The organism is Streptomyces sp. NPDC090106 (genome assembly GCF_044747265.1).
Lineage (GTDB): Bacteria > Actinomycetota > Actinomycetes > Streptomycetales > Streptomycetaceae > Streptomyces.
On the sequence record NZ_JBIVDS010000017.1, the window covers coordinates 167,934 to 192,494 of the forward strand.

A 24,561-nucleotide genomic window follows, 5' to 3' on the forward strand; every position below is an offset into this window, starting at 1 on the left:
ATGACCGGACGTTTCAGGCCGCCGAAGCCGCTGAGGCCATCGAGGCCGCTGAGACCCACCGAGATCGCTGAAGCCACCAAGACCGCTGAGGCCACCGAGATCGCTGAAGCCGCCGAGGCCGCTCACGCCGTTCAAGCCACCGCTCAGGCCACCGGCCCGCTCAGGCCGCCGGAAGCCCCAGCAGATCGCGGGCGACTGTCTGCGGGGACTCGTCGCGCTCCCGGGCGAGCGCGATGACGGCCCGGCAGGCCAGCTCGCTCACCCCGAACGACAGCGCTTCGGGCGACACCCAGCCCGCCGCCTCGTCGATCTGCTCCTGGTCGTCCTCCGCGCACGCCGAGACGTACACGGCCGCGGCCTCGAAGAGATTGTGCGGACGCCTGCGCCCGCCCTCGTCCCCGTCGGCGCGCGCCGGACCGAGAAGTCTGGCGAGGGCCTCCTTGATCCTTTCGAACATCGTGACCACCTTCCCCCTGCGCGGTTGTCCCGGCCGTAGCGGCCGTTCCTGGCTACTGATCGTTCATCTCCTCCTACTCAACGTAGAGTTGGAGCCTCGGCGGCAGAAGGGGGACACCGCGGTGAAGCGGTACGGGCGGCTCGAACAGATACGACGGCTCGACCCCGTCGAGGACGCCTCCGAGATCTACCGGCTGATGACGGCGTACGAGTTCCCCTGGGACTTCACCCGCTCCCTGGAACTCGCCCTCTACCGCACCTACGCCGTTCCCGGCATCGGACGGCTGCTCGCCGCGACCGCCGAGCTCACGGACCGTTCCCAGAAGCGCTACGACGACACCTCGCTCCTCCTCGGCGAGATCGTCGAGCACGGCTTCGGCGCCGAGCGGACACGGGCGTCGATCCGCCGGATCAACCAGATGCACCGCAGCTACGACATCACCGACGACGAGATGCGCTACGTCCTGTGCACGTTCGTCGTGATGCCCAGAAGGTGGATCGACGCCTACGCATGGCGCAGGCTGTCACGTCACGAGATCGTCGCCTCCGTCGTCCACTACCGCACCCTGGGGCGGCTCATGGGCATCGGCTCGGTGCCGGAGACCTACGAGGAGTTCGAGGCCTTCCTAGACGCCTACGAGGAGGCCCACTTCGGCTGGGACGAGGGCGCGCGGCGCGTCTCGGACGCCACGATCGACCTGATGACGTCCTGGTACCCGCGCCCGCTCGCACCCCTGCTGCGCACCGGGACGCTCGCCCTCCTCGACGACTCGCTCCTGCGCGCCTTCCGCTACCCGCCGCCCGGGGACACCACCCGCGCCCTGGTACGCCGCGCGGTGCGGCTGCGCGGGCGTGCCGTGCGTCTGCTGCCGCCCCGGCGCGCACCGCACTACGCCCGGCACAACCGTGAGATCAAGGGGTACCGGGACGGCTACCGGCCCGAGGAGCTGGGCACCTGGCCGGTACCGGGCACGGGTGGCTGCCCGGTCCGTCACCGGGGCGACGCGCCGGCCGCCGACTGAGCGCCCGACGGGGCCCGGCCCTCAGGCGTCGCGCACCGCGAGCGCCAGGAACCGGCTGTCCTCGTCGGCGTACGAGGTCATGCGCCACCCCGAACCGGCCAGCAGCGGACGCAGGTTGGGCTCCGCGCGCAGGTCGTCCGGAGTGATCCGGCGGCCCTGCCGGGCCGCGAGCGCCGCCCGGCCGATCGGATGGAACAGGGCGAGGGCGCCGCCCGGACGCACCACACGCCTCAACTCCCGCAGATTCCCGGCCGGATCGGGGAGATGGGCGATCAGACCCGCTCCGAACACGGCATCGAGGGACGCCGAGCGTAGCGGCAGCGCGGCCACGTCGGTCAGCAGCAACCGCCCGTCCCGGTCCCGTCCGGCGCGTACCGCGGCCTCCAGCATGGCCGCGGTCAGATCGGCCCCGACGACCAGCCCGGAGGGCCCCACGGCCGCCCGCAGCGGCGGCAGGGCGCGTCCCGTGCCGCACCCCGCGTCGAGCACGCGGTCACCCTCGCGCAGCCCCAAATCGGCGACCGCGGCGGCGTAGGCGGGTCCGTCGTCGGGGAACTTGGCGTCCCAGCCGGCGGCCCTCGCGGCGAAGAACTCCTGGACGCGTGTGTGGTCGTCGCTCATGGTCCGCATGATCCCTCACCGACAAGGGTGATGCAGCGGCGCACACGTTCGAGCGGCAGACGATCGTTCCGGTGCATCTCCGCGTCACATTGCAACACCTTTCGAAACGCGCCCCCTTTGTGCGCCCATGCCCCGACTAGCGTCCCGGAGCCATGGGACACCTGGACCACGCCGCCTTCGGCTGGCTGACCCCCGTGCTGTCGTACGTGATGGCCTGCGTCGGCTCGGCGCTCGGTCTGCGCTGCACCGTGCGCGCGCTCGGCGCCACCGGACGTTCACGCCGCAACTGGCTCATCACCGCGGCCTCCGCGCTCGGCACCGGCATCTGGACCATGCACTTCGTGGCCATGCTGGGCTTCGGCGTCAGCGGCACCGACATCCGCTACGACGTACCGCTCACCGTCGCCAGCCTGCTCGTCGCCATGGCCGTCGTCTGCGCCGGGGTCTTCGCCGTCGGCTACAGCCGCGACCGTACGCGCGCGCTTCTCATCGGTGGACTCAGCACCGGGATCGGCGTAGCGAGCATGCACTACCTGGGGATGGCTGCCGTACGCCTGCACGGCGAGGTGCGCTACGACCCCATGCTCGTCGCGGTGTCCGTGCTGATCGCCGTCGTCGCGGCCACGGCCGCGCTGTGGGCCGCGCTCAACATCAAGTCACCGGTCGCCGTCACCATCGCCTCACTGATCATGGGCGCCGCGGTGAGCAGCATGCACTACACCGGGATGTTCTCGGTGAGCGTGCGGGTCGCACCGTCCGGCGTGCCACTGGCCGGGGCCTCGGCGATGCAGTTCGTCTTCCCCCTCGCCGTCGGCCTCGGCTCCTACCTCTTCCTGACCTCCGCCTTCGTCGCGCTGTCACCGACGACGGGGGAGCGCGAGGCGTCCGCGTCGGCCCAGCGGCCGGTCGAACCCGTGGCCCACTGACGGCGGCCCGTCCCGGCACGCCGCACACTTTCCGAGGCAGGAGGCCATGCGAACACCCCGTAGGACACCCACGAACGACACCGCCGCGACACCCGCCAGAGGCCGTCGCGCACACGCCGGACCACCCGCCGACGAAGGCCCCGACGGCCCGCCGCCGACCGCGGAGGAACCGCTCGCGCGCGGGTGGCGTTTCCGCCCCCGCACCGTGCGCGCGAAGATCGTCTGCCTGCTGATGGTCCCGGTCGTCTCCCTGCTCGCCCTGTGGGCGTACGCCACCGTCACCACCGCCCAGGACGTCTCCCGGCTGCGGCAGTCGCAGCGCGTGGACGCCGGCATCCGCACCCCCGTGACGGCGGCCGTCGCGGCGTTGCAGGCCGAGCGTGCCGAAGCCGTGCTGTACGCGACCGACCCGGGCAGCGGCGGCGCCGGCGACCTCGAGGAGCTGGCCCGGCGCACGGACGAGGCCGTCGCCGCCCTCCGGCTCGGCAAGGGCAGCACGGTCGCCGACGGCACGGACCTGCCCGCGGACGTGGGCCGCCGCCTGGAAGCCTTCGTGAGCGGCGCCGAACAGCTGCCCTCCCTGCGGACCGAGGTCCTCGACCGCCGCGCGGACTGGGCCGAGACCTACGACCGGTACACCCGGACCATCGCCACGGCCTTCGGAGTGGGCGGCGCCCTCAGCGGCGTCCAGGACGCCGAACTCGGCGCCGACGCGCGCGTGCTGCTGGAGTTCTCCCGCGCGGGAGAGGCGCTGGCCCAGGAGGGCGCCGTGCTGTCCAGCGCCCGCCAGGCGGGCCGCCTCGACGGGCAGCGGTTGCGTCTGTTCGCCGGCGCCGTCGACACCCGCCGTACGCTCACCGAGTCCGCGGTCGCCGACCTGAGCGGCTCCGGACGGGCCGCCTGGCAGGACCTCGCCGCGGGACACGACTACGGGAGCCTCGTCGCCGTCGAGGACAAGGTCCTCGCGAGCCGCGCGGGCACCGCGGCCGTAGACGCCGCCCCGGACGGCACCTGGGACCCGGCACACGCGCGCGTGCAGGACGCGATGCGGGCCATCGAGCAGGACGCGGGCCGCGGTGTCGCCGACGAGGCGGACCCCTTCGCACGCGGGCTGCTCACCCCGGCCGGCGCCGCGGTCCTGTTCGGCCTCGCCGCCGTCCTCGCCTCGCTCGTCATCTCCGTCCGCATCGGCCGCGGCCTGGTGATCGAGCTGGTGGGCCTGCGCAACACCGCCCTGGACATCGCCCGCCGCAGGCTCCCCGAGGCGATGCGGAAGCTGCGGGCCGGCGAGGAGATCGACGTCCGTGCGGAGGCTCCGCCTGGCCCGCCCGCGGAGGACGAGGCGGGGCAGGTCGCCGAGGCGCTCGGCACCGTGCACCGCGCCGCTCTGCGGGCCGCCGCCGAACGCGCCGAGCTGGCCGGCGGTATCTCCGGGGTGTTCGTCAACCTCGCCCGGCGCAGCCAGGTCCTGGTGCACCGGCAGCTGAACCTGCTGGACAGCATGGAGCGCCGCTCCGACGACCCGGACGAGCTCAGCGACCTCTTCCGCCTCGACCACCTCACCACCCGCATGCGGCGGCACGCCGAGAGCCTCATCATCCTCTCCGGGGCGGCACCCGGCCGCGCCTGGCGGATGCCGGTCTCCCTGACCGACGTGGTCCGCGCGGCCGTCTCCGAGGTCGAGGACTACGCGCGCGTGGAGGTGCGCCAGCTCCCCGAGGCGGCCGTGCTCGGCGGAGCCGTCGCCGACCTCACCCACCTCCTCGCGGAGATCGTCGAGAACGCCGCCCAGTTCTCGCCCCCGCACACGCGCGTGCGCGTCACCGGCGAACCCGTCGGCAACGGGTACGCCGTGGAGGTCGAGGACCGAGGGCTCGGCATGGGCAAGGAGACCCTCGCCGAGGCCAACCGCCGGATCGAACAGTCCGAGGCGCTCGACCTGTTCGACAGCGACCGGCTCGGACTGTTCGTCGTCAGCAGGCTCGCGGCCCGGCACGGCATCAAGGTGCACCTGCGCACCTCGCCGTACGGCGGCACCACCGCGGTCGTCCTGCTGCCCACCGCGCTGCTGCACAGCGGCGTGGAGGAACGTTCCCCCGGCCGGGCGGCCGATCCCGCCTCCGATCCCGGACACGACTACGCGCGCGTGCCGGGGCCGAGCAGGCCGCAGGAGTCCGTGCGCGCCTCCGCCGAGCGGCCCGCGCTGGCCCCCGCCACGGGAGCGGACCGGCCGAACCGGACGGAGACCGGGGGCGAGCGCGCGGTCGTGGAACGGTCGGCCGCGCCACGGTCGGACGCCGCGCCACGGTCGGACGGGGAGCGAGCGGCTGCCGAGCGAAAGGCCACAGCGCGAACGGCCACAGCGCGAACGGCTACAGCGCGAACGGCCGCCGGGGGCGGGCCGGTCGGTGCCGCTGCGGCCGACCGCGGGTCCGGGACCCCGCCGCCCGGGGTTGCGACCCTGCGCCTGCACCGCCCGCACGAGCGACCCGGTCACACGGACCCGCCCTCCGGCGCGGACCCCCGCCCGCTTCCGGGCTCCGGCACGGACTCCGACGACCTGCCGCGCCGCGTCCGGCAGGCGCACCTCGCGCCGCAGCTGCGCGCCCCGCAGGCCGACGAACCCGAGCGGCACCCCGATCCCCGGACCGACGACGGACGCACCCCGGAACTGGTGCGGGACCGCATGACCGCCTACCGCGACGGCTGGACGCGCGGCGGCGGCCGGCGTCCCGGCCGCGGGGCCGGCCCGGACACCCGCCGCGTGGCCGGCGACAGCAGCGAAGGAGACCCCGCATGATCCAGGACCCGAGCACGGCGAGCATGAGGGGCGCCCGCAGGTCCGGCGAACTCGACTGGCTGCTGGACGACCTGGTGCTGCGGGTCGGCGCGGTGCGCCACGCCGTGGTGCTGTCCAACGACGGCCTCGCCGTGGGCGCCTCGAACGACCTGCGCCGCGAGGACGCCGAGCACCTCGCGGCGGTCGCCTCGGGCTTCCACAGTCTCGCCAAGGGCGCCGGACGCCACTTCGGGGCGGGCGGCGTGCGCCAGACGATGGTCGAGATGGACGACGGCTTCCTGTTCGTGGCCGCCGCGGGCGACGGCTCCTGCCTCGCCCTGCTCACCGCCGTGACCGCGGACATCGGGCTGGTCGCCTACGAGATGGCCCTGCTCGTCAAACGCGTCGGCGAGCATCTGTGCACCGCCCCGCGCGTCGCCGCGCAGCCACCGGCCGCCGGATGAGACGCGAAGGCGGTGCCCACGCATGACGCACGACAACGCCGCGCGGGAACGGGAGCCGGGCGGCCAGTGGTACGACGGCGAGGCCGGGCCTCTCGTCCGCCCGTACGCCATGACGGGCGGACGGACCCGGCCCGGCCCCTCCGGGATCCGGTTCGACCTCATCGCCCTCGTCGCGCTGGACCCGGCGGCGCCCGGTCTCCACGACGGCCCGCTCGGTCCGGAACACCGGGCCCTGGTCGAACTGTGCCGCGTCGAGATCCAGTCCGTCGCCGAACTCTCCGCCGGAGCCGACCTGCCCGTGGGCGTCGTCCGTGTGCTGCTCGGCGATCTGCTGGAACTCGGCCACGTCACCGTCAGCCGCCCCGTGCCGCCCGCGCAGCTTCCTGACGAACGGATTCTGCGCGAGGTCATCGAAGGACTGCGGGCGCTGTAGATGAAAGTTCGAACGCCAATGCGCGCGACTCGGTCAGAACGGTCAATTTGCGGTCCAACCCCTCGAAGGGGTAACGCAGTTGTCATCATTTTGACGTCAGGCACCTTCGCCGTGCCGGCGTCAGTACCGCCGACCGTTGCCCGCACTCCTGAGAGAAGGATCGATGGTCCCCGAGCACTCCGATGCCCAGGGCGGCGAGTCGGCCGCGCTGGCGTTGAAGATACTGGTCGCCGGTGGATTCGGCGTGGGAAAGACCACCCTGGTGGGCGCGGTCAGTGAGATCAGGCCGCTGCGCACCGAGGAACTGCTCAGCGAGGCGGGCCGGTCGGTGGACGACACCGGCGGCGTCGGCCAGAAGGTCACCACCACCGTCGCCATGGACTTCGGCCGCATCACCATCCGCTCCGGGCTCTCCCTCTATCTCTTCGGCACCCCCGGACAGGACCGGTTCTGGTTCCTGTGGGACGAGTTGGCGCAGGGCGCCCTCGGCGCCGTCGTCCTCGCGGACACCCGCCGCCTGGAGGACTGCTTCCCGGCGGTCGACTACTTCGAGCACCGGCGCATCCCGTTCGTCGTCGCCGTCAACTGCTTCGCGGGCGCCCGCACGTACGGCGCCCAGGACGTCTCGCGCGCACTCGACCTGGACCGTGGAACCCCGGTCGTGCTCTGCGACGCCCGGGACCGCGACTCGGGCAAGGAGGTCCTCATCCGGCTCGTCGAGTACGCGGGCCGCATGCACACCGCCCGCCTGCTCGACTCGGTGAGCTGAGAACACGCTTCCCGCTTCCCGCTCCCCGCGTCCCGGGCCGTGCCGGATCCCGTCACGAACAGCCGCCGCGCCGAAAACATCACGCCCTTTACCGCGCCATGCCCTGTCCTCCTTGCCCGGCCGCCGGTCGTCGGGAAGGGTGGCGAACAGACCCCCGAACAGGGGGAGATGCCACACGGGGAGGCGGAAACATGGCGCAGAACCAGGGACTTGACTGGTTGCTGGACGACCTGACCGAGCGTGTCGACCACATACGGCACGCACTCGTCCTGTCCAACGACGGGCTGGTGGCCGGCGCCAGCACGGGGCTGCGCCGGGAGGACGCCGAGCACCTCGCCGCCGTCTCCTCCGGACTGCACAGCCTGGCCAAGGGGTCAGGACGCCACTTCGGGGCCGGCAGAGTGCGCCAGACGATGATCGAGTTCGACGGCGCCATGCTGTTCGTGACCGCCGCGGGCACCGGTAGCTGTCTGTGCGTGCTCAGCGGCGCGGAGGCCGACGTCGGTCTGGTCGCTTACGAGATGACCCTGCTGGTCAACCGCGTCGGCGAACACCTCGACGTGGACTCCCGCCACCCCGGCCAGAACTCACCCATCGACCTCTGACCTGCGTATTCGCACTCACCCGTGGAGTTATCCACAGGCTCACCACGTCTCACGCCGGACCGGTTACCCTTCTGTCACGGCGAACGCACACAGCGTGAGCGAACCACTCCACGGGGGAGTACGACCATGACAGGCACCGTCACCACCGTCACCGCCCAGAGCTCCGTTCCCAAGCCGCGGCGCCTCGCGTACACGCCGAGCCGCGCGGCCCGTGAACTGGAGATCAAACGGGGCGAGTTCGACCTGGCCGTCCATCTCGGCCATATCGCGACGGTCCCCGACGAGGGAGGCGGAGGCCGACGCGTCAGCCCGGCCGAGATCGAGCGGCTGCGCTCCCAGGACGGCTTCCCCGAAACGCTGCGGGAGCGGGTGCGGGTCGTGGGCACGACCGAGGGAGCCGCCCTGATGGACGTGCCCGTCGGCAGGTTCACCCGCCTCGCCCGCCTGGGCCTCGTCGCGCCGGTGCGCTTCTATCTGAACCGGTACCGGGCCGTCGTCTGGCTCTACCTCGCCGAGGACCTGGAACGGGCCGCGGCCGACGAACGCAACGCCGAGGTGCTGACCGCCCGCCGTATCCCCGAGACGCTGCGCGAGCTGCTGGACGCGGGCGTGGACCTGCGGGCGCGGAACTGGCGTGCCGGGCACCGGGACTTCCTGCTGCGGCAGGCCGAAGGCCCGTGGGAGAGCGCCGGAGTCCTGGCCGCCTTCCTCGACCCGGTACGGATCGGCGACCTCGTCCCAGACCCCTACGAGCGGGCGTACCTGCACCGGTTCCGGCCGGAACCGCCGGCCCACGGCGCACCCGGTTCCCCCGGGGCGCACCTGAGCGAACGGATCATGACGGCCGACGACCCGGACGAGATCGACGGCCTGGCGACCTCGCTGAGCCGCACCCTGGACGACGCCCGCAGGCACCGGCCGGCGCCCCGCCCCTCGACGGAGCGGCCCGCGAAGCCCACCGCAGGGCCGACGGGAGAGCCGGGGACGCCGCGCCGGGAGGGCCGAACCCTGCTCGGCTGGCTCCGCCGCAGAAGCGCCTGACCCGCGGAGCCGAACCGCACGGCGACCCTGGACCGGCCCGCGCGGGGACCTACAGGGCCCGGAAGAGCCCCTCCTGGACGACCGACACCAGCAGGCGCCCCTCCAGGTCGTAGATCCGTCCGCGTGCCAGGCCCCGGCCGCCCGTGGCGATCGGGGACTCCTGGTCGTACAGGAACCACTCGTCCGCGCGGAACGGCCGGTGGAACCACATCGCGTGGTCCAGCGACGCGATGTCGAAACTCCGCGGGCCCCACAGCGGCTCGACCGGGATGCGCACGGCGTCCAGGAGCGTCATGTCGCTCGCGTAGGTCAGCGCGCAGGTGTGGACGACCGGATCGTCACCGAGCGGGCCGACCGCGCGCATCCACACCGCGCTGCGCGGCTCGGCGCCCTGGACCTCCTCCGGCGTCCAGCGCAACCCGTCCACGTAGCGGATGTCGAAGGGCTGACGGCGGGCCATCCGCTCCAACTGCTCGGGCAGCGCGCCCAGATGCTTGCGGATCTCCTCGCTGACCGTCGGCAGCGACTCGGGGTGCGGCACCTCACGGGCCGGCGGGAGCTGGTGCTCGAACGACCCCTGTTCAGGCTTGTGGAAGGAGGCGGTGAGATTGAAGATCGTGCGGCCCTGCTGCACCGCGGTGACCCGGCGCGTGGTGAACGACCGGCCATCGCGTACCCGTTCGACCTGGTACACGATCGGCACCCCCGGCCGGCCCGGGCGCAGGAAGTACGCGTGCAGCGAGTGCACGGGCCGGTCGCCCTCGGTGGTCCGTGCGGCGGCGACCAGCGCCTGGCCCGCCACCTGCCCGCCGAAGACCCGCTGGAGGGACTCGTTCGGGCTCAGGCCACGGAAGATGTTGACCTCGATCTGCTCCAGGTCGAGCAGGTCGACCAGGCGCTCGGCCGGGTTCGTCGTCATGGGTGTGTCTCTCCTGTGCTCACGACGGGCGGGTGTCCGCCCTCGATCGGCCGACGTCCGCTCACAACTGGCCGACGTCGGTGACACGCACGATCGCGCGGCCCTCCGCGTCGGAGGCCGTCAGGTCGACCTCCGCGCTGATGCCCCAGTCGTGGTCCTTGTTCGGGTCGTCGAAGATCTGCCGGACGCGCCACAGACGGTTCTCCGGCTGCTCCTCGATGAGGAGCAGCTTGGGGCCGCGGGCGTCGGGGCCGGTGCCGAGATCCTCGTACTCGTCCCAGTACTTGTCCATCGCCTCGCCCCACGCGTCGGCGTCCCAGCCGTCGTCGGCGTCCAGTTCGCCCAGCTGCTCGACCTGGTCGAGGGCGGCCAGCTCGACGCGGCGGAACATCGCGTTGCGGACGAGGACCCGGAAGGCGCGGGCGTTGGTCGTGACCGGCTTGACCTCGTCGGCCTTCTCCTGGGCCTCCTCGGCGGTCATCTCCGCCGGGTTGGCGAGCTGCTCCCACTCGTCCAGGAGGCTGGAGTCGACCTGGCGGACCATCTCGCCGAGCCACTCGATGAGGTCCTGGAGGTCCTCGGACTTCAGATCGTCCGGGATGTTGTGGTCCAGGGTCTTGTAGGCGCTCGCGAGGTAGCGCAGGACGATGCCCTCGGTGCGGGCCAGCTCGTAGAAGGACACCAACTCGGTGAAGGACATGGCCCGTTCGTACATGTCCCGGATGACGGACTTCGGGGACAGCGGGTGGTCACCGACCCAGGGGTGGCTCTTGCGGTACGTGTCGTACGCGTGGAAGAGCAGCTCCTCCAGGGGCTTGGGGTAGCTGATGTCCTGGAGGCGCTCCATGCGCTCCTCGTACTCGACGCCGTCCGCCTTCATCGCGGCGACGGCCTCGCCCTTCGCCTTGTTCAGCTGGGCGACGAGGATCTGCCGCGGGTCGTCCAGCGTCGACTCGACGACGGAGACCATGTCCAGGGCGTAGGACGGCGAGTCCGGGTCGAGGAGCTCGAACGCGGCGAGCGCGAACGTGGACAGCGGCTGGTTCAGCGCGAAGTCCTGCTGGAGATCGACGGTGAGGCGGACGATCCGGCCCTCGGCGTCCGGCTCGTCCAGCTTCTCGACGATGCCGCCGTCCAGCAGCGAGCGGTAGATGGCGATCGCGCGCCGGATGTGCCGCAGCTGCGCCTTGCGCGGCTCGTGGTTGTCCTCCAGGAGGTGCCGCATCGCCTCGAAGGCGTTGCCGGGGCGGGCGATCACCGACAGCAGCATCGTGTGGGTCACCCGGAAGCGGGAGGTCAGCGGCTCCGGGTCGGAGGCGATGAGCTTGTCGAAGGTGCTCTCCGTCCAGGCGACGAAGCCCTCCGGAGCCTTCTTACGGACCACCTTGCGGCGTTTCTTCGGATCGTCGCCCGCCTTCGCGAGCGCCTTCTCGTTCTCGACGACGTGCTCGGGGGCCTGCGCGACGACGAAGCCCGCCGTGTCGAACCCCGCGCGCCCGGCCCGCCCGGCGATCTGGTGGAACTCACGGTTGCGCAGGGTCCGCACCCGGCTGCCGTCGTACTTGGTGAGCGCCGTGAACAGCACCGTGCGGATCGGGACGTTGACGCCCACGCCGAGCGTGTCCGTGCCGCAGATGACCTTCAGCAGGCCCGCCTGCGCCAGCTTCTCCACCAGGCGGCGGTACTTGGGCAGCATGCCGGCGTGGTGCACACCGATGCCGTGCCGTACGTAACGGGACAGATTCCGGCCGAACTTGGTGGTGAAGCGGAAGTTGCCGATGAGATCGGCGATCCGCTCCTTCTCCTCCTTCGAGCACATGTTGATGCTCATCAGCGCCTGCGCCCGCTCCACGGCCTGCGCCTGGGTGAAGTGCACGATGTACACCGGCGCCTGCCGGGTCTCCAGGAGTTCGGTCAACGTCTCGGTGAGCGGCGTGAGCCGGTACTCGTAGGACAGCGGCACCGGGCGCGTCGCCGAACGGACCACGGAGGTGGGGCGGCCGGTGCGCCGGGTGAGGTCCTGCTCGAACATGGAGACGTCGCCGAGGGTGGCCGACATCAGGATGAACTGGGCCTGCGGCAGCTCCAGGATCGGGATCTGCCAGGCCCAGCCGCGGTCGCCCTCCGCGTAGAAGTGGAACTCGTCCATCACGACCTGGCCGACGTCGGCCTGCTTGCCGTCGCGCAGCGCGATCGACGCGAGGACCTCGGCCGTGCAGCAGATGACGGGCGCGTCGGAGTTCACGGACGCGTCGCCGGTCAGCATGCCGACGTTCTCGGTGCCGAAGATCTTGCACAGCTCGAAGAACTTCTCCGAGACCAGCGCCTTGATGGGGGCGGTGTAGAAGGTGACCTCGTCACGGGCGAGCGCGGCGAAGTGCGCGGCTGCCGCGATCATGCTCTTGCCGGAGCCGGTGGGCGTCGACACGATCACGTTCGCCCCGGAGACCACCTCGATCAGCGCCTCCTCCTGATGGGGGTAGAGCGTGAGCCCGCGCTCCGTGGCCCACGACTCGAAGGCTTCGTAGAGGGCGTCGGGGTCTGCGGTCGGCGGGAGCTGATCGATGAGGGTCACCCACCCATCTTGCCTGTCCCACCCCGCTGCGGGGGAATCGGATGCGGGTGCGAAGATCACGAGCAGTACGCTGTGTCACCGACGCGCAGTCAGGGCATCGGGTCAACTGAACAGCGACATAAGAGGAATGGGGCGGGGAACGGCCATGATGGGACCAGCACACTCACTGTCGGGCGCCGCCGCCTGGCTGGGCGTCGGAGCGGCGGCCGCCGCCGCGGGACACACCATGCCCTGGCCGGTGCTGCTCACCGGAGCCCTGATCTGCGCGGGCGCGGCACTGGCGCCCGACCTGGACCACAAGGCGGCGACGATCTCCCGGGCCTTCGGGCCGATCTCACGGTGGCTGTGCGAGATCGTCGACAAGCTGTCGTACGCCGTCTACAAGTCGACCCGGAAGCCGGGCGACCCGCGGCGCTCCGGCGGGCACCGCACGCTCACCCACACCTGGCTGTGGGCCGCCCTGATCGGCGCGGGCGTCTCCGTCGCGGCGATCACCGGGGACCGCTGGGCGGTTCTCGGGATCCTCTTCGTGCACATGGTGCTGGCCATCGAGGGCCTGCTGTGGCGGGCGACCCGTGGCTCCAGCGCCGACGTCCTGGTGTGGCTGCTCGCCGCGACCAGCTCATGGATCATCGCCGGGGTGCTGGACCAGCCGGGCAACGGTTCGGACTGGCTCTTCACCCAGCCCGGCCAGGAGTACCTGTGGCTGGGGCTGCCGGTCGTCCTGGGGGCGCTCGTCCACGACATCGGGGACGCGCTGACCGTCTCGGGCTGCCCGATCCTGTGGCCGATCCCGGTGGGCCGCAAGCGCTGGTACCCGATCGGGCCGCCCAAGGCGATGCGCTTCCGGGCCGGGAGCTGGGTCGAGCTGAAGGTGCTGATGCCGGTGTTCATGGTGCTCGGCGGGATCGGCTGCGCGGCGGCGCTCAACTTCATCTGAGCCGACGGGGCCGGGTCGGGGCCCGCGAGGCGGGCACCGGCCGCCGTTCCGCCGACTCAGCCGGACAGGGCATCCTCGTCGACGATGTGCATCGCGGCCTCCTCGGCGGAGGCGGCGGCGCCGTCGATCCCGACGTCCGTCGCGACCAGGGCGCTCTCCTCGTCCTCGTGGGCGCCCTCGTCGGGCGCGACGAGCCGGCCCGAGCGCCGGTCGCCGACCTCGTTGTCGAGCAGCTCGCCGTCCGTGCCGTCGACGTCGCCGATGCCGTCGCCGTCGGGGACGGCGATGTCGGGCACCTCCTCGGCGAGCCGCTCGTCGAGCGTCTCGCCCCGGTGGCCCTCGGCCGCCGTCACCCCCGAGTGCTCCACCGCCCAGGGGCGGTCCGGAGGGGACCAGCCCCGGTCAAGGGGGTCGTCGACACCGTCGTTGTCCAGTGTGTCCTCGGCGTCGAGCAGCCCGGAGTCCTCCTGGATCTCGGATCCGTCGGGCTGGTAGACGTCGTCGCCCCATCCGTCGGCGCTGTTCACGGGTACCTCCAGGTGGTGGGCACGGGCCCGGTCACACGGCGGCCGATGCCGGGCCGCCGCACGGAGCACAGACTGCGCCCGGGGAACCCGATCGTCCCCGGGCACTCCCCGAGCCGGTGCCGCTCTCCAGCCTTCCACCCCTTTTCGGGACCGCGCAACGGCACGACGGGGACGGCCCGGGAATCCACCGGTCCCGGGACCGATTCGGAGCCCGCCCCGGGGACCGGCCCGGAGCCCGTCCCCGGGACCGATCGGGAGTCCCCCGGGGCCGGCCCGGAGTCCGCCCTGGGGATCTGTCCGGAGTCCGTCCCCGGGACCGACCCGGAGTCCGCCACTGAGGGCCTGTCCGGAGTCCGTCCCCGGGACCGACCCGGAGCCCGCCCCGGGGGCCTGCCTGGAGTCCACCCCCAGACCGACCCGGAGCCCGCCCCGGGAACCTGCCCGGAGTCCACCCCCCCCAGGGACCGGCCCCGCGAGCGCCCCCGGGACCGACCCCACCGATCCCGGGACCGACCCCACCGATCCCAGAACCGTCCCCCACGGCGCCCCGCCGCACCCGGCCCGGGGCTCCGCCCTACCCGTGCCACGACCTCCACAGCGCCGCGTAGGCGCCCTCGGCCGCGACCAGCTCGTCATGGCTGCCCAGCTCGCTGATCCGGCCGTTCTCCACGACGGCGATGACATCGGCGTCGTGCGCGGTGTGCAGCCGGTGGGCGATGGCGACGACCGTGCGCCCGTCCAGGACGCGGGCCAGCGACCGTTCCAGATGCCGGGCCGCGCGCGGGTCGAGCAGCGAGGTCGCCTCGTCCAGGACGAGCGTGTGCGGGTCGGCCAGGACCAGCCGGGCCAGCGCGATCTGCTGGGCCTGGGCCGGGGTCAGCGCGAAGCCGCCCGAGCCGACCTCGGTGTCCAGTCCCTCGTCGAGGCCCCGCGCCCAGCCATCCGCGTCGACCGCGCCCAGCGCCGCCCACAGCTCGGCGTCCTCGGCGCCCGTGCGGGCGAGCAGCAGGTTGTCGCGCAGGGACCCCACGAAGACGTGGTGCTCCTGGTTGACGAGGGCCACATGGGAGCGGACGCTCTCGGCGGTCATCCGCGACAGCTCCGCGCCGCCCAGCGTGATCCGGCCGTCCCGCGGGGAGTAGATCCCCGCCAGCAGCCTGCCCAGGGTCGACTTGCCCGCACCCGAGGGCCCGACCAGCGCCAGCCGGGTGCCCGGAGCGACCTGAAGGGACACCTGGCGCAGGACGTCGACGCCCTCCAGGTAGCCGAAGTGCACGTCGTCCGCGTGCACCTGGCGTCCGTCGGGGGAGACGGCGGCGTCACCGGCGTCCGGCTCGACGTCCCGCACCCCGACCAGCCGGGCCAGCGACACCTGGGCGACCTGGAGCTCGTCGTACCAGCGCAGGATCAGCCCGACCGGGTCGACGAGCATCTGCGCGATCAGCGCACCGGTCGTCAGCTGGCCGACGTCGATCCAGCCCTGGAGGACGAACACACCGCCGACCATCAGCACGGAGCCGAGGATCAGCACATGGGTGGCGTTGATGACCGGGAACAGCACCGAGCGCAGCCACAGCGTGTACCGCTCCCAGGCCGTCCACTGCCGGATCCGCAGCTCCGACAGCTCCACCCGGCGCGCGCCCAGGCGCTGCGCCTCGACGGTGCGCCCGGCGTCCACGGTCTCGGCGAGCGCGGCGGCCACGGCGGCGTACCCGGCGGCCTCCGAACGGTAGGCCGAGGGGGCGCGCCGGAAGTACCAGCGGCAGCCGGTCACCAGCACCGGCAGGGCCACCAGCACGGCGGCGGCCAGCGGCGGCGCCGTGACGACGAGCCCGCCGAGCAGCAGGCCCGCCCACACCACGCCGATGGTGAGCTGGGGCACGGCCTCGCGCATGGCGTTGGCGAGCCGGTCGATGTCGGTCGTGATCCGGGAGAGCAGGTCGCCCGTGCCCGCCCGCTCCAGCACCCCGGGCGGCAGCCCGACCGACCGGACGAGGAAGTCCTCGCGCAGGTCGGCCAGCATCCGCTCACCCAGGGTCGCGCCGCGCAGCCGCACCTGCCGGACGAACACGGCCTGCACGACGAGGGCGGCCACGAACAGCCCGGCGGTCAGTTCCAGATGGACCTCACGGGCCCCGTCCGAGACCCGTTCCACCAGGCCGCCGAGGAGCCACGGCCCCACCATCGACGCCACCACGGACACCGTGTTGACGCCCATGAGGACGAGGAAGGCCCGGCGGTGCCGGCGGAACAGTTCGGTCACATAGGTGCGTACGGTCGCGGGACCGCCGACGGGCAGCGTGTTGGCCGTCGTCGGGGCCGCCGGGTCGTACGCCGGTGGCGCCAGGCCGATCATGCCGACTCCTCGATGTCTTTGCGGGCGCCCGTGAGGGCGACGTCGTCCATGCCCGTGCGGGCGGCTTCCTCAAGGTCCGCGAGGGTGCTCTCCTCGTCGGTCTCGCGGGTCACGACCGCGCGGTACCGGGGCTCGGTGCGCACCAGCTCGCGGTGCACGCCGACGGCCACGACCTCGCCCCCGTGCACCAGCACGACGCGTTCGGCCCGGTCCAGGAGCAGCGGCGAGGACGTGAACACGACGGTCGTACGGCCGGCGCGCAGCTCCCGTACGCCCTCGGCGACGCGGGCCTCGGTGTGCGAGTCGACGGCGGACGTCGGCTCGTCCAGGACGAGCACCTCCGGGTCGGTGACCAGCGACCGGGCCAGCGCGAGCCGCTGGCGCTGGCCGCCGGACAGGGAGCGGCCCCGCTCGGTGATGCGCGCGTCCATCGGGTCGTCGGCGTCCAGCGAGCCCTGGACCAGGGCGGTCAGGACGTCATCGCACTGCGCGGCGGCCAGCGCCTCGTGGGCGTCGACGGCGCCGGACGCGGGGACGTCGAGCAGCTCGCGGAGCGTGCCGGACAGCAGCACCGGGTCCTTGTCCTGGACGAGGACGGCGGTGCGCGCGGTGCCGAGCGGCAGCTCGTCCAGCGGGACCCCGCCGAGCAGCACCGAGGTGGCCGGCTCGGACGGGTGGCCGCCGAGCCGTTCGGCCAGCAGGCCCGCCGCGTCCGGGTCGCCGCACACCACGGCGGTGAGCCGGCCGGAGGGTGCGAGCAGGCCGGTCGCCGGGTCGTACAGGTCCCCGGCCGGTACCTCGGAGCCGCGCGAGCCGCCGCTGTCGGTGGCCCGCTCCAGCGCCAGCACACCCGCCGCTCGGCGGGCCGAGGGACGGGAGAAGGAGTACGCCATGGCGATCTCCTCGAAGTGCCGCAGCGGATAGGTGAGGATCATGACCGAGCTGTAGACGGTGACCAGTTCGCCGACGGTGATCCGGCCCTCGCGGGCCAGGCCCACGCCGTGCCAGACCACCGCGATGAGCAGCAGCCCCGGCAGCAGCACCTGGATCGCGGAGATCAGCGACCACATGCGGGCGCTGCGCACGGCCGCGTGCCGTACCTCCTGCGAGGCGCTGCGGTAGCGGTCCAGGAAGAGCTCCTCGCCGCCGATGCCGCGCAGCACGCGCAGTCCGGCGACCGTGTCGGAGGCCAGTTCGGTGGCGCGGCCCGCCTTCTCGCGCTGGAAGTCGGCCCGCCGGGTGGCCCGGGGGAGCAGCGGCAGCACCGCGACGGCCAGCACGGGCAGCCCGACGGCGACGACCACGCCCAGCGCGGGCTGGTAGACGAGCAGGCCCACGCAGACGAACACGATGGTCACCGCGGCGGCCGTGAACCGGGAGACGGCCTCGACGAACCAGCCGATCTTCTCGACGTCGCCGGTGGACACGGCCACGACCTCGCCGGCCGCGACCCGGCGGGTCAGGGCCGAGCCGAGGGAGGCCGCCTTGCGGGCGAGGAGCTGCTGGACGCGGGCGGCGGCGGTGATCCAGTTGGTGATGGCGGTGCGGTGCAGGAAGGTGTCGCCGAGCGCGATGGCGGCGCCGGCCAGTGCCAGCAGCCCGCCCGCGAGGGCGAGCCGGGTCCCGGAACGGTCGACGACGGCCTGCACGGCGAGGCCCACACAGAACGGCAGGGCGGACACGGACCCGAAGTGCATGAGCCCCCAGGCCAGTGACTTCACCTGTCCGCCGAGCTGATTCCGGAAGAGCCACCACAGGAATCGGGGACCCGAGCGGGCGTCGGGGACGCCCGGGTCGGGATACGGAAGGTCTTGGATCTGCATGACGGATGACGTCCCAGTGGCTCGTGTCAGGGGTGGTGGACGGACCGCGAGAGCGCGGTAGCAAACCGTGAAAGGTTCGCGTCATCGCGTGGCCTCAGGCAAACGGTTTTACGGTCGGGCGAACAGATCCGGATGACGGTGCCCGAAAGGGGCGTCCGCCCCGAGGCGTCATTGCGGGGTGCGCCCCGCTCGCCGTAGAACACCGGCCATGAAGAGACGGTTCATCATGTCCATGCTCGCCGGAGCGACCCTCCTCGCGAGCACCCTTCTGGGCGCGGCGCCCGCCCTCTCCGCCGACGTCCCGGCCGAGTTCGGCAGCGACTGGCACGACCCCGTCACCGCCGCCCCGCCCGTCACCCGGCCCGCCGGCCGGTCCTGTGAGGTCACCGTCGCCGAGGCGCGGTTCCGCGACTTCACCCCCTACCAGGGCACCTACACCCCGCCCGCCGGGTGCGGCGACCGCTGGAGCAAGGTCGTCCTGCGGCTGGACGGCGAGGTGAAGGGCCGCCAGTACGACCGGCTCGGCTATCTGAGGGTCGGCGGGGTGGAGATCTTCCGGACCTCGACGCCGGAGCCGTCGCCCGACGGGATCGAGTGGTCCGTCGAGAAGGACGTCACCCGCTACAGCGACACCCTGCGCGCGGGCCGGGACGTCGAGATGCTCATCGGGAACGTCGTCGACGACACCTACACCGGGGTCATCGACGTGAAGGTGACGCTGACGTTCTACCCGGGCGCGCCCGCCGCGCGGGACACCCCCGACCGGGTCCTGACCCTGGCGGGCGACTCGACGCTCAGCACCCCGCGCAACAGCGAACGCATCGTCGCCGAGGTGTACGCCACCGGGTCCGGCGGCGGCTGCGAGGAGTACTGGTATCTGACCGTCCCCGACACGGCCCCGTACTCCTGCAAGGCGACCGGCGGACCCTACCGGGAGGTGCAGATCTCGGTCGACGGCCAACTGGCCGGAATCGCCGCCCCGTTCCCGCACGTGTGGACGGGCGGCTGGTCGAATCCGTTCCTCTGGTACGTCGTTCCGGGGCCCCGCGCCTTCGACGTCCAGCCGATCGCATACGACCTGACGCCGTTCGCGGGACTCCTCAACGACGGCCGCCCGCACCGGGTGGAGGTCGACGTGGTCGGCGTCCCCGAAGGGCAGAGCGGCTGGAGCGCACCCGTCAACGTGCTGGTGTGGCAGGACGAGAAGAGCGCGCGGGTCACCGGGAAGCTCACCGCGCACTCCGCAGGCGAACTCGCCAACTCCTCGACCTACACGCCCGGTTCGGAGCATCGGCTGGACACCGAGGGCGGCCACCGGCTCACCGTCTCCGGATACGTCGACACCTCGCACGGCCGGGTGACGACGACGGTCCGCCGCACGCTGGCCAACACCTCCACGCACCGCTGGACCGAGGGGGAGAACCTCGACGCGCTCGCGTCGGTCTGGACGGACGACGAGTCGGTCACCGTCGACGGCCGCGGCCCGGCCCGCACCACCCGTACGGCACGGACGTACACGATGGACGGCACCACCACGATCGGCGCGGACGACCGGCTGCGGACCGTGCTGACGCTGGGGGACCGGGCCGCGGTCGCCGTCGACGGGCGCCGAACCCGATGGCTGGACGACACCTACACCGGTGACGCCACCTGGACCCTGGGCGTCCCGCGCGACCAGCGGCACGCGGTCGGCACGTCGAGCGAGCGCTACCGGCTGTACGGGCGAGGCGGCTGCCACGACCGGACCCTGACGACCGTTCAGGGGGTGCTCACCGAGGATCTGACGCGCTGCTGAGGCGAGTCGTGTGCGCTGCGTCAGGCGGGGCGGGGCAGGAGCCGCAGGCCGCGGACCGGCCTTCCCGGGAGAAGGCGGTCGGGACCGCCCGTCCCGCGGACGCGCTCAGCAGTGCTTCTTGGGCTTCTCCGCGTCCCCGCCCAGCAGCGCGTCCAGCAGCGTCCCGAACGCCTCGCGCTGATCCACCCGGAGCGGCGCGAGGATCTCCGCCGCCGCCGAGCGCCGTGCCTCCCGCAGCTCGCCCAGCGACTTGAGGCCGTCCTCGGTGAGCTCTATCCGGATCACCCGCCGGTTCGTCGGATCCGGCACCCGGCGCACCTTGCCGTTCGCCTCCAGCCCGTCCACCAGCGTCGTCACCGCGCGCGGGACGACCTCCAGCCGCTCGGCGAGATCCGCCATGCGCGGGGGCGCGCTGTAGTGCGCGAGCGTGCGCAGCAGACGCGACTGGGCCGGGGTGACGCCCAGACCGCTCTGCTCGATGTGCCGCTTCTGGATGCGGTGCACACGCCGGGTGAACCGCAGCAGCTGCTCGGCGAGCAGGCCGTCGGCATCGGACGCGGAGGCGGTCGCGGAGACGGGTGCGGACGCGGGGTCGGTCATACGGGAACAATATCAGGACCATGTGCATTGTGAGTATAGGTAACAATGAGCTAAGGTCCGTAAGTCATCTTCGACGCGCCTTCCCGCGCCGACCCGTCTCCCTGAGGAGCACATGCGCCCCGAACACGAATCCGTCTGGGCACCGCCCGGCGACCCGAAGGAACAACCCCGCCAGGTCCGCCGTATCCTGCGGCTCTTCCGCCCCTACCGCCGCCGCCTCGCCGTCGTCGGCCTCCTCGTCGGCGCCGCCTCCCTGGTCTCCGTCGCCACGCCGTTCCTGCTGAAGGAGACGCTGGACGTCGCGATCCCCGAGGGCCGTACCGGGCTGCTCAGCCTGCTGGCGCTCGGCATGATCCTGAGCGCCGTGCTGACCAGCGTCTTCGGCGTCCTGCAGACCCTGATCTCGACCACGGTCGGCCAGCGCGTCATGCACGACCTGCGCACCGCCGTCTACGACCGTCTCCAGCGGATGTCGCTCGCGTTCTTCACGCGCACCCGTACCGGCGAGGTCCAGTCGCGCATCGCCAACGACATCGGCGGCATGCAGGCCACCGTCACCTCGACCGCCACCTCGCTGGTCTCCAACGCCACCAGCGTCATCGCCACGATCATCGCGATGATCGCCCTGGACTGGCGGCTGACCGTCGTCTCGCTCCTGCTGCTCCCGGTGTTCGTGTGGATCAGCCGCCGTGTCGGCAACGAACGCAAGAAGATCACCACCCAGCGCCAGAAGCAGATGGCCGCGATGGCCGCCACCGTCACCGAGTCCCTCTCGGTCAGCGGCATCCTGCTCGGCCGCACCATGGGCCGCTCCGACTCGCTGACCCGCTCCTTCTCCGAGGAGTCCGAGCAGCTCGTCGACCTCGAAGTGCGCTCCAGCATGGCCGGTCGCTGGCGGATGGCCGTCATCACGATCGTCATGGCCGCGATGCCCGCCGTCATCTACTGGACCGCCGGTCTGGCCCTCCAGATGGGCGGCCCGGACGTCTCGATCGGCACCATCGTCGCCTTCGTCTCGCTCCAGCAGGGCTTGTTCCGCCCGGCCGTGAGCCTGCTCGGCACGGGCGTGCAGATACAGGCCTCCCTCGCGCTCTTCCAGCGCATCTTCGAGTACCTCGACCTGCCGGTCGACATCACCGAGCGCGACACCCCGGTCCACCTCGACACCGTCAAGGGCGAGGTCCGCTTCGAGGCCGTCGAGTTCCGCTACGACGACAAGAGCGCGCCGACCCTCGACGGCATCGACATCACCGTCCCCGCGGGCAGCAGCCTCGCCGTCGTCGGCCCGACCGGCGCGGGCAAGTCCACGCTCGGCCACCTGGTGCCGCGGCTGTACGACGTGACCGGCGGCCGGGTCACCCTCGACGGCGTCGACGTGCGCGACCTGGACTTCGACACGCTCGCCCGGGCCGTCGGCGTCGTCTCGCAGGAGACCTACCTCTTCCATGCCTCCGTCGCCGACAACCTGCGCTTCGCCAAGCCCGACGCCACCGACGAGGAACTGCACGCGGCGGCGAAGGCGGCCCAGATCCACGACCACATCGCGGGCCTGCCCGACGGCTACGACACCGTGGTCGGCGAGCGCGGCCACCGCTTCTCCGGCGGCGAGAAGCAGCGCCTGGCCATCGCGCGCACGATCCTGCGCGACCCGCCGGTGCTGATCCTCGACGAGGCGACCAGCGCTCTGGACACCCGCACCGAGTACGCCGTGCAGGAGGCCATCGACGCCCTGTCCGCCGACCGCACCACGCTCACCATCGCCCACCGGCTGTCCACCGTGCGCGACGCGGACCAGATCGTGGTCCTGGACGCGGGGCAGGTCGCCGAGCGCGGCACGCACGGGGAACTCCTCGCGCAGGACGGGCGGTACGCCGCCCTCGTACGCCGGGATGCCCAACTGGAACCGACAAGCTGAAAATATGCCGGGTTTGTGACGTTTTGGGGGTTACCGTGCCCGCATGTATCAGAACACTCCGCCACGGAGCACGATCCGACTGACCCGTCGGGGCCGACTGGTTCTCATCGCGACCGGGGCCGTCGTGGCCGGCACCGCCGTGGCGGTGCCGCTGCTGAGCCTGAAGAGCGCCGAGGAGGCCAAACCCGCCTCGCTGGTCATCCCCGAGGGCTGGCGCGCGAGCCAGATCTACACGGCCGTCGACAAGGCCCTCGAACGCCCGGCCGGCACCACCAGAAAGGCGCTGGCCAAGGCCGATCTGAAGCTGCCGAACGACGCCGAGGGCAACCCGGAGGGCTATCTCTTCCCGGCGACCTATCCGCTGGAGGACAAGACCACTCCGGAGTCGCTCCTGTCGTTCATGGCCGCCACGGCGAACAAGAAGTTCAACGGCGCCCCCATCGCGGCCGGCGCGCAGCGCAACGCGATGAACGTCTACCAGGCCGTCACGATCGCCAGCATCGTCCAGGCCGAGGCCGCCTCGAAGGCCGACATGGGAAAGGTGGCGCGGGTCGTCTTCAATCGCCTGGAGCGCGGGATGCCCCTCCAGATGGACTCGACCATCAACTACGCGCTGAACCGCTCCACGCTGAAGACGTCCGACGCCGACACCCGGATCGACAACCCCTACAACTCGTACCAGCGCATGGGCCTGCCCCCCACGCCCATCGACAACCCGGGCGAGGAGGCGCTGCGCGCCGCCATCAGTCCGACGCCGGGCGACTGGCTGTACTTCGTCACGGTCAAGCCCGGCGACACCCGGTTCACGGCCAGCTATGAGGAACACCTGCGCAATGTGGCCGAGTTCAACGCCGTCCAGAAGAAGAGCGCCCAGCCCGCGCAGAAGTGACCCGCCGGGACGTCAGGCGGCGACCGGCTCCCCGGCCAGCAGCCGCCTGATGTCCCGCACCGCCGCCCGCCCCGCGCGGTTGGCGCCGATCGTGCTGGCCGACGGGCCGTAGCCGACGAGATGGACCCGCGGGTCGGCGACCGCGCGCGTGCCCTCCACCCGGACACCGCCGCCCGGCTCGCGCAGCTTCAGCGGGGCCAGGTGGTCGATGGAGGCGCGGAAGCCGGTCGCCCACAGGATCACGTCGGCCTCGACCTGCCCGCCGTCCTCCCACTCCACCCCGTCCGGGGTGATCCGGTCGAACATCGGCCGCCGGTCCAGCACCCCGTCCGCGAGCGCCTGCCGGACCTGGTCGTTGAGCGGCAGCCCGGTCACCGAGACGACGCTCCTGGGCGGCAGCCCCTGCCGCACCCGCTCCTCGACGAGCGCGACGGCGGCCCGCCCCACGTCCTCGCTGAACGGACCCTCGCGGAAGACCGGGGGCCGCCGGGTCACCCACGTGGTGGCCGCGGCGAACGGGGCGATCTCCATCAGGTGCTGGGTACCGGACGCGCCCCCGCCCACCACCACGACCCGCAGCCCCGCGAACGCCTCGGGCCCCGGGTACCGCGCGGTGTGCACCTGCCGCCCCCGGAAGGTCTCCTGACCCGGATACCGCGGCCAGAACGGCCGGTCCCAGGTGCCGGTCGCGTTGATCAGGGCTCGGGCCGCCCAGGTGCCGGCGTCGGTCTCCACGAGCAGCCGTCCGCCCTCGCCCTCCCGCACCGCGCGCACGTCCACGGGCCGTCGTACCCGCAGGTCGAAGGCGCGCTCGTACGCGGTGAAGTACCCGGCGATCACCTCCGAGGACGGCCGTGCGGGGTCGGCGTCCGTCAGTTCCATGCCGGGCAGCGAGTGCATCCCGTGCACCTTGCCGTACGTCAGAGACGGCCAGCGGAACTGCCACGCGCCGCCCGGACCGGGGGAGTGGTCCAGGACGACGAAGTCGCGGTCCGGCTCGAAGCCGGTGCGGCGCAGGTGATAGGCGCTGGACAGTCCGGCCTGACCGGCGCCCACGACGACGACCTCAGTGTTGTTCACGGTTCTACCAACCGTGCGCGGGGCGC

The 24,561-nt window shown here is 72.4% G+C and carries 21 protein-coding genes; 12 read left to right on the top strand and 9 right to left on the bottom strand.

The features are described from left to right. Window positions 1–160: 160 nt before the first annotated feature. Window positions 161–457 (bottom strand): hypothetical protein, encoded by a 297-nt coding sequence (locus ACIPSE_RS40490; protein ID WP_401673414.1) that lies wholly within the window; start codon window positions 455–457, stop codon window positions 161–163. 121 nt (window positions 458–578) lie between these two features. Here ACIPSE_RS40490 and ACIPSE_RS40495 point away from each other — a divergent pair, with 121 nt between their 5' ends. After that, on the top strand, window positions 579–1,478 hold the full coding sequence (locus tag ACIPSE_RS40495; protein WP_401673417.1) for an oxygenase MpaB family protein: 900 nt from the start codon (window positions 579–581) through the stop codon (window positions 1,476–1,478). A 21-nt stretch (window positions 1,479–1,499) separates the two neighbouring features. On the opposite strand, the gene ACIPSE_RS40500 is transcribed toward ACIPSE_RS40495, so the two are convergent. Continuing rightward, entirely contained in the window at window positions 1,500–2,099 is a 600-nt protein-coding gene (locus ACIPSE_RS40500; RefSeq protein WP_401673419.1) for a class I SAM-dependent methyltransferase, read from the bottom strand. 152 nt (window positions 2,100–2,251) lie between these two features. Here ACIPSE_RS40500 and ACIPSE_RS40505 point away from each other — a divergent pair, with 152 nt between their 5' ends. The 7 genes from ACIPSE_RS40505 to ACIPSE_RS40535 all read left to right on the top strand — a co-directional run bounded on the left by ACIPSE_RS40505 (window position 2,252) and on the right by ACIPSE_RS40535 (window position 9,116). Then, a complete protein-coding gene (locus tag ACIPSE_RS40505; RefSeq protein WP_401673421.1) occupies window positions 2,252–3,025 on the top strand; it encodes an MHYT domain-containing protein in 774 nt (257 codons plus the stop codon). Between the two features lie 46 nt (window positions 3,026–3,071). Further along, window positions 3,072–5,825 carry a nitrate- and nitrite sensing domain-containing protein gene (locus tag ACIPSE_RS40510; protein WP_401673423.1) on the top strand — a complete coding sequence of 918 codons (2,754 nt, stop codon included), beginning with the start codon at window positions 3,072–3,074 and terminating at the stop codon, window positions 5,823–5,825. Further along, window positions 5,822–6,268: a roadblock/LC7 domain-containing protein gene (locus ACIPSE_RS40515; RefSeq protein WP_401673425.1), complete on the top strand. Its 447-nt coding sequence runs from the start codon at window positions 5,822–5,824 to the stop codon at window positions 6,266–6,268. The genes ACIPSE_RS40510 and ACIPSE_RS40515 overlap by 4 nt, the downstream gene beginning before the upstream one ends. Window positions 6,269–6,290: 22 nt before the next feature. Next, a complete protein-coding gene (locus ACIPSE_RS40520) occupies window positions 6,291–6,701 on the top strand; it encodes a DUF742 domain-containing protein (RefSeq protein WP_401673428.1) in 411 nt (136 codons plus the stop codon). Window positions 6,702–6,864: 163 nt separating this feature from the next. Then, entirely contained in the window at window positions 6,865–7,470 is a 606-nt protein-coding gene (locus tag ACIPSE_RS40525) for a GTP-binding protein (RefSeq protein ID WP_401673431.1), read from the top strand. Between the two features lie 191 nt (window positions 7,471–7,661). Continuing rightward, window positions 7,662–8,075, top strand: a complete 414-nt coding sequence (locus tag ACIPSE_RS40530; RefSeq protein ID WP_401673433.1) for a roadblock/LC7 domain-containing protein — start codon at window positions 7,662–7,664, stop codon at window positions 8,073–8,075. 126 nt (window positions 8,076–8,201) lie between these two features. After that, window positions 8,202–9,116, top strand: a complete 915-nt coding sequence (locus tag ACIPSE_RS40535; RefSeq protein WP_401673435.1) for a DUF6397 family protein — start codon at window positions 8,202–8,204, stop codon at window positions 9,114–9,116. Window positions 9,117–9,165: 49 nt separating this feature from the next. Here the strand turns inward: ACIPSE_RS40535 and ACIPSE_RS40540 are convergent, their stop codons facing one another. Then, window positions 9,166–10,035 (bottom strand): acyl-CoA thioesterase, encoded by an 870-nt coding sequence (locus ACIPSE_RS40540; protein ID WP_401673438.1) that lies wholly within the window; start codon window positions 10,033–10,035, stop codon window positions 9,166–9,168. A gap of 61 nt (window positions 10,036–10,096) precedes the next feature. Next, a complete protein-coding gene (locus ACIPSE_RS40545) occupies window positions 10,097–12,610 on the bottom strand; it encodes a DEAD/DEAH box helicase (protein WP_401673441.1) in 2,514 nt (837 codons plus the stop codon). A gap of 145 nt (window positions 12,611–12,755) precedes the next feature. On the opposite strand from ACIPSE_RS40545, the gene ACIPSE_RS40550 reads away from it, so the two are divergent. Beyond that, window positions 12,756–13,550: a metal-dependent hydrolase gene (locus tag ACIPSE_RS40550; RefSeq protein WP_401673443.1), complete on the top strand. Its 795-nt coding sequence runs from the start codon at window positions 12,756–12,758 to the stop codon at window positions 13,548–13,550. A 56-nt stretch (window positions 13,551–13,606) separates the two neighbouring features. Here ACIPSE_RS40550 and ACIPSE_RS40555 read toward each other — a convergent pair whose 3' ends face one another. From ACIPSE_RS40555 to ACIPSE_RS40565, 3 genes are all read right to left on the bottom strand, one after another. Next, the gene (locus tag ACIPSE_RS40555; RefSeq protein ID WP_401673446.1) at window positions 13,607–14,077 is read right to left on the bottom strand and encodes a DUF5709 domain-containing protein; all 471 of its coding nucleotides are present in this window, start codon (window positions 14,075–14,077) and stop codon (window positions 13,607–13,609) included. Between the two features lie 574 nt (window positions 14,078–14,651). Beyond that, the gene (locus ACIPSE_RS40560; RefSeq protein ID WP_401673449.1) at window positions 14,652–16,433 is read right to left on the bottom strand and encodes an ABC transporter ATP-binding protein; all 1,782 of its coding nucleotides are present in this window, start codon (window positions 16,431–16,433) and stop codon (window positions 14,652–14,654) included. Then, on the bottom strand, window positions 16,430–18,256 hold the full coding sequence (locus ACIPSE_RS40565; protein ID WP_401673452.1) for an ABC transporter ATP-binding protein: 1,827 nt from the start codon (window positions 18,254–18,256) through the stop codon (window positions 16,430–16,432). The genes ACIPSE_RS40560 and ACIPSE_RS40565 overlap by 4 nt, the downstream gene beginning before the upstream one ends. A 208-nt stretch (window positions 18,257–18,464) precedes the next feature. Between ACIPSE_RS40565 and ACIPSE_RS40570 the strand changes: the two genes are divergently transcribed. Then, a complete protein-coding gene (locus ACIPSE_RS40570; RefSeq protein ID WP_401673454.1) occupies window positions 18,465–20,051 on the top strand; it encodes a peptide-N4-asparagine amidase in 1,587 nt (528 codons plus the stop codon). Window positions 20,052–20,156: 105 nt separating this feature from the next. Here ACIPSE_RS40570 and ACIPSE_RS40575 read toward each other — a convergent pair whose 3' ends face one another. Beyond that, a complete protein-coding gene (locus ACIPSE_RS40575) occupies window positions 20,157–20,651 on the bottom strand; it encodes a MarR family winged helix-turn-helix transcriptional regulator (protein ID WP_401673457.1) in 495 nt (164 codons plus the stop codon). 112 nt (window positions 20,652–20,763) lie between these two features. On the opposite strand from ACIPSE_RS40575, the gene ACIPSE_RS40580 reads away from it, so the two are divergent. Further along, the gene (locus tag ACIPSE_RS40580) at window positions 20,764–22,566 is read left to right on the top strand and encodes an ABC transporter ATP-binding protein (protein WP_401673459.1); all 1,803 of its coding nucleotides are present in this window, start codon (window positions 20,764–20,766) and stop codon (window positions 22,564–22,566) included. Window positions 22,567–22,609: 43 nt separating this feature from the next. Then, window positions 22,610–23,455: an endolytic transglycosylase MltG gene (gene mltG, locus ACIPSE_RS40585; protein WP_401673461.1), complete on the top strand. Its 846-nt coding sequence runs from the start codon at window positions 22,610–22,612 to the stop codon at window positions 23,453–23,455. 12 nt (window positions 23,456–23,467) lie between these two features. Here mltG and ACIPSE_RS40590 read toward each other — a convergent pair whose 3' ends face one another. After that, window positions 23,468–24,535: an NAD(P)-binding domain-containing protein gene (locus ACIPSE_RS40590; protein WP_401673463.1), complete on the bottom strand. Its 1,068-nt coding sequence runs from the start codon at window positions 24,533–24,535 to the stop codon at window positions 23,468–23,470. Between the last annotated feature and the right edge of the window lie 26 nt (window positions 24,536–24,561).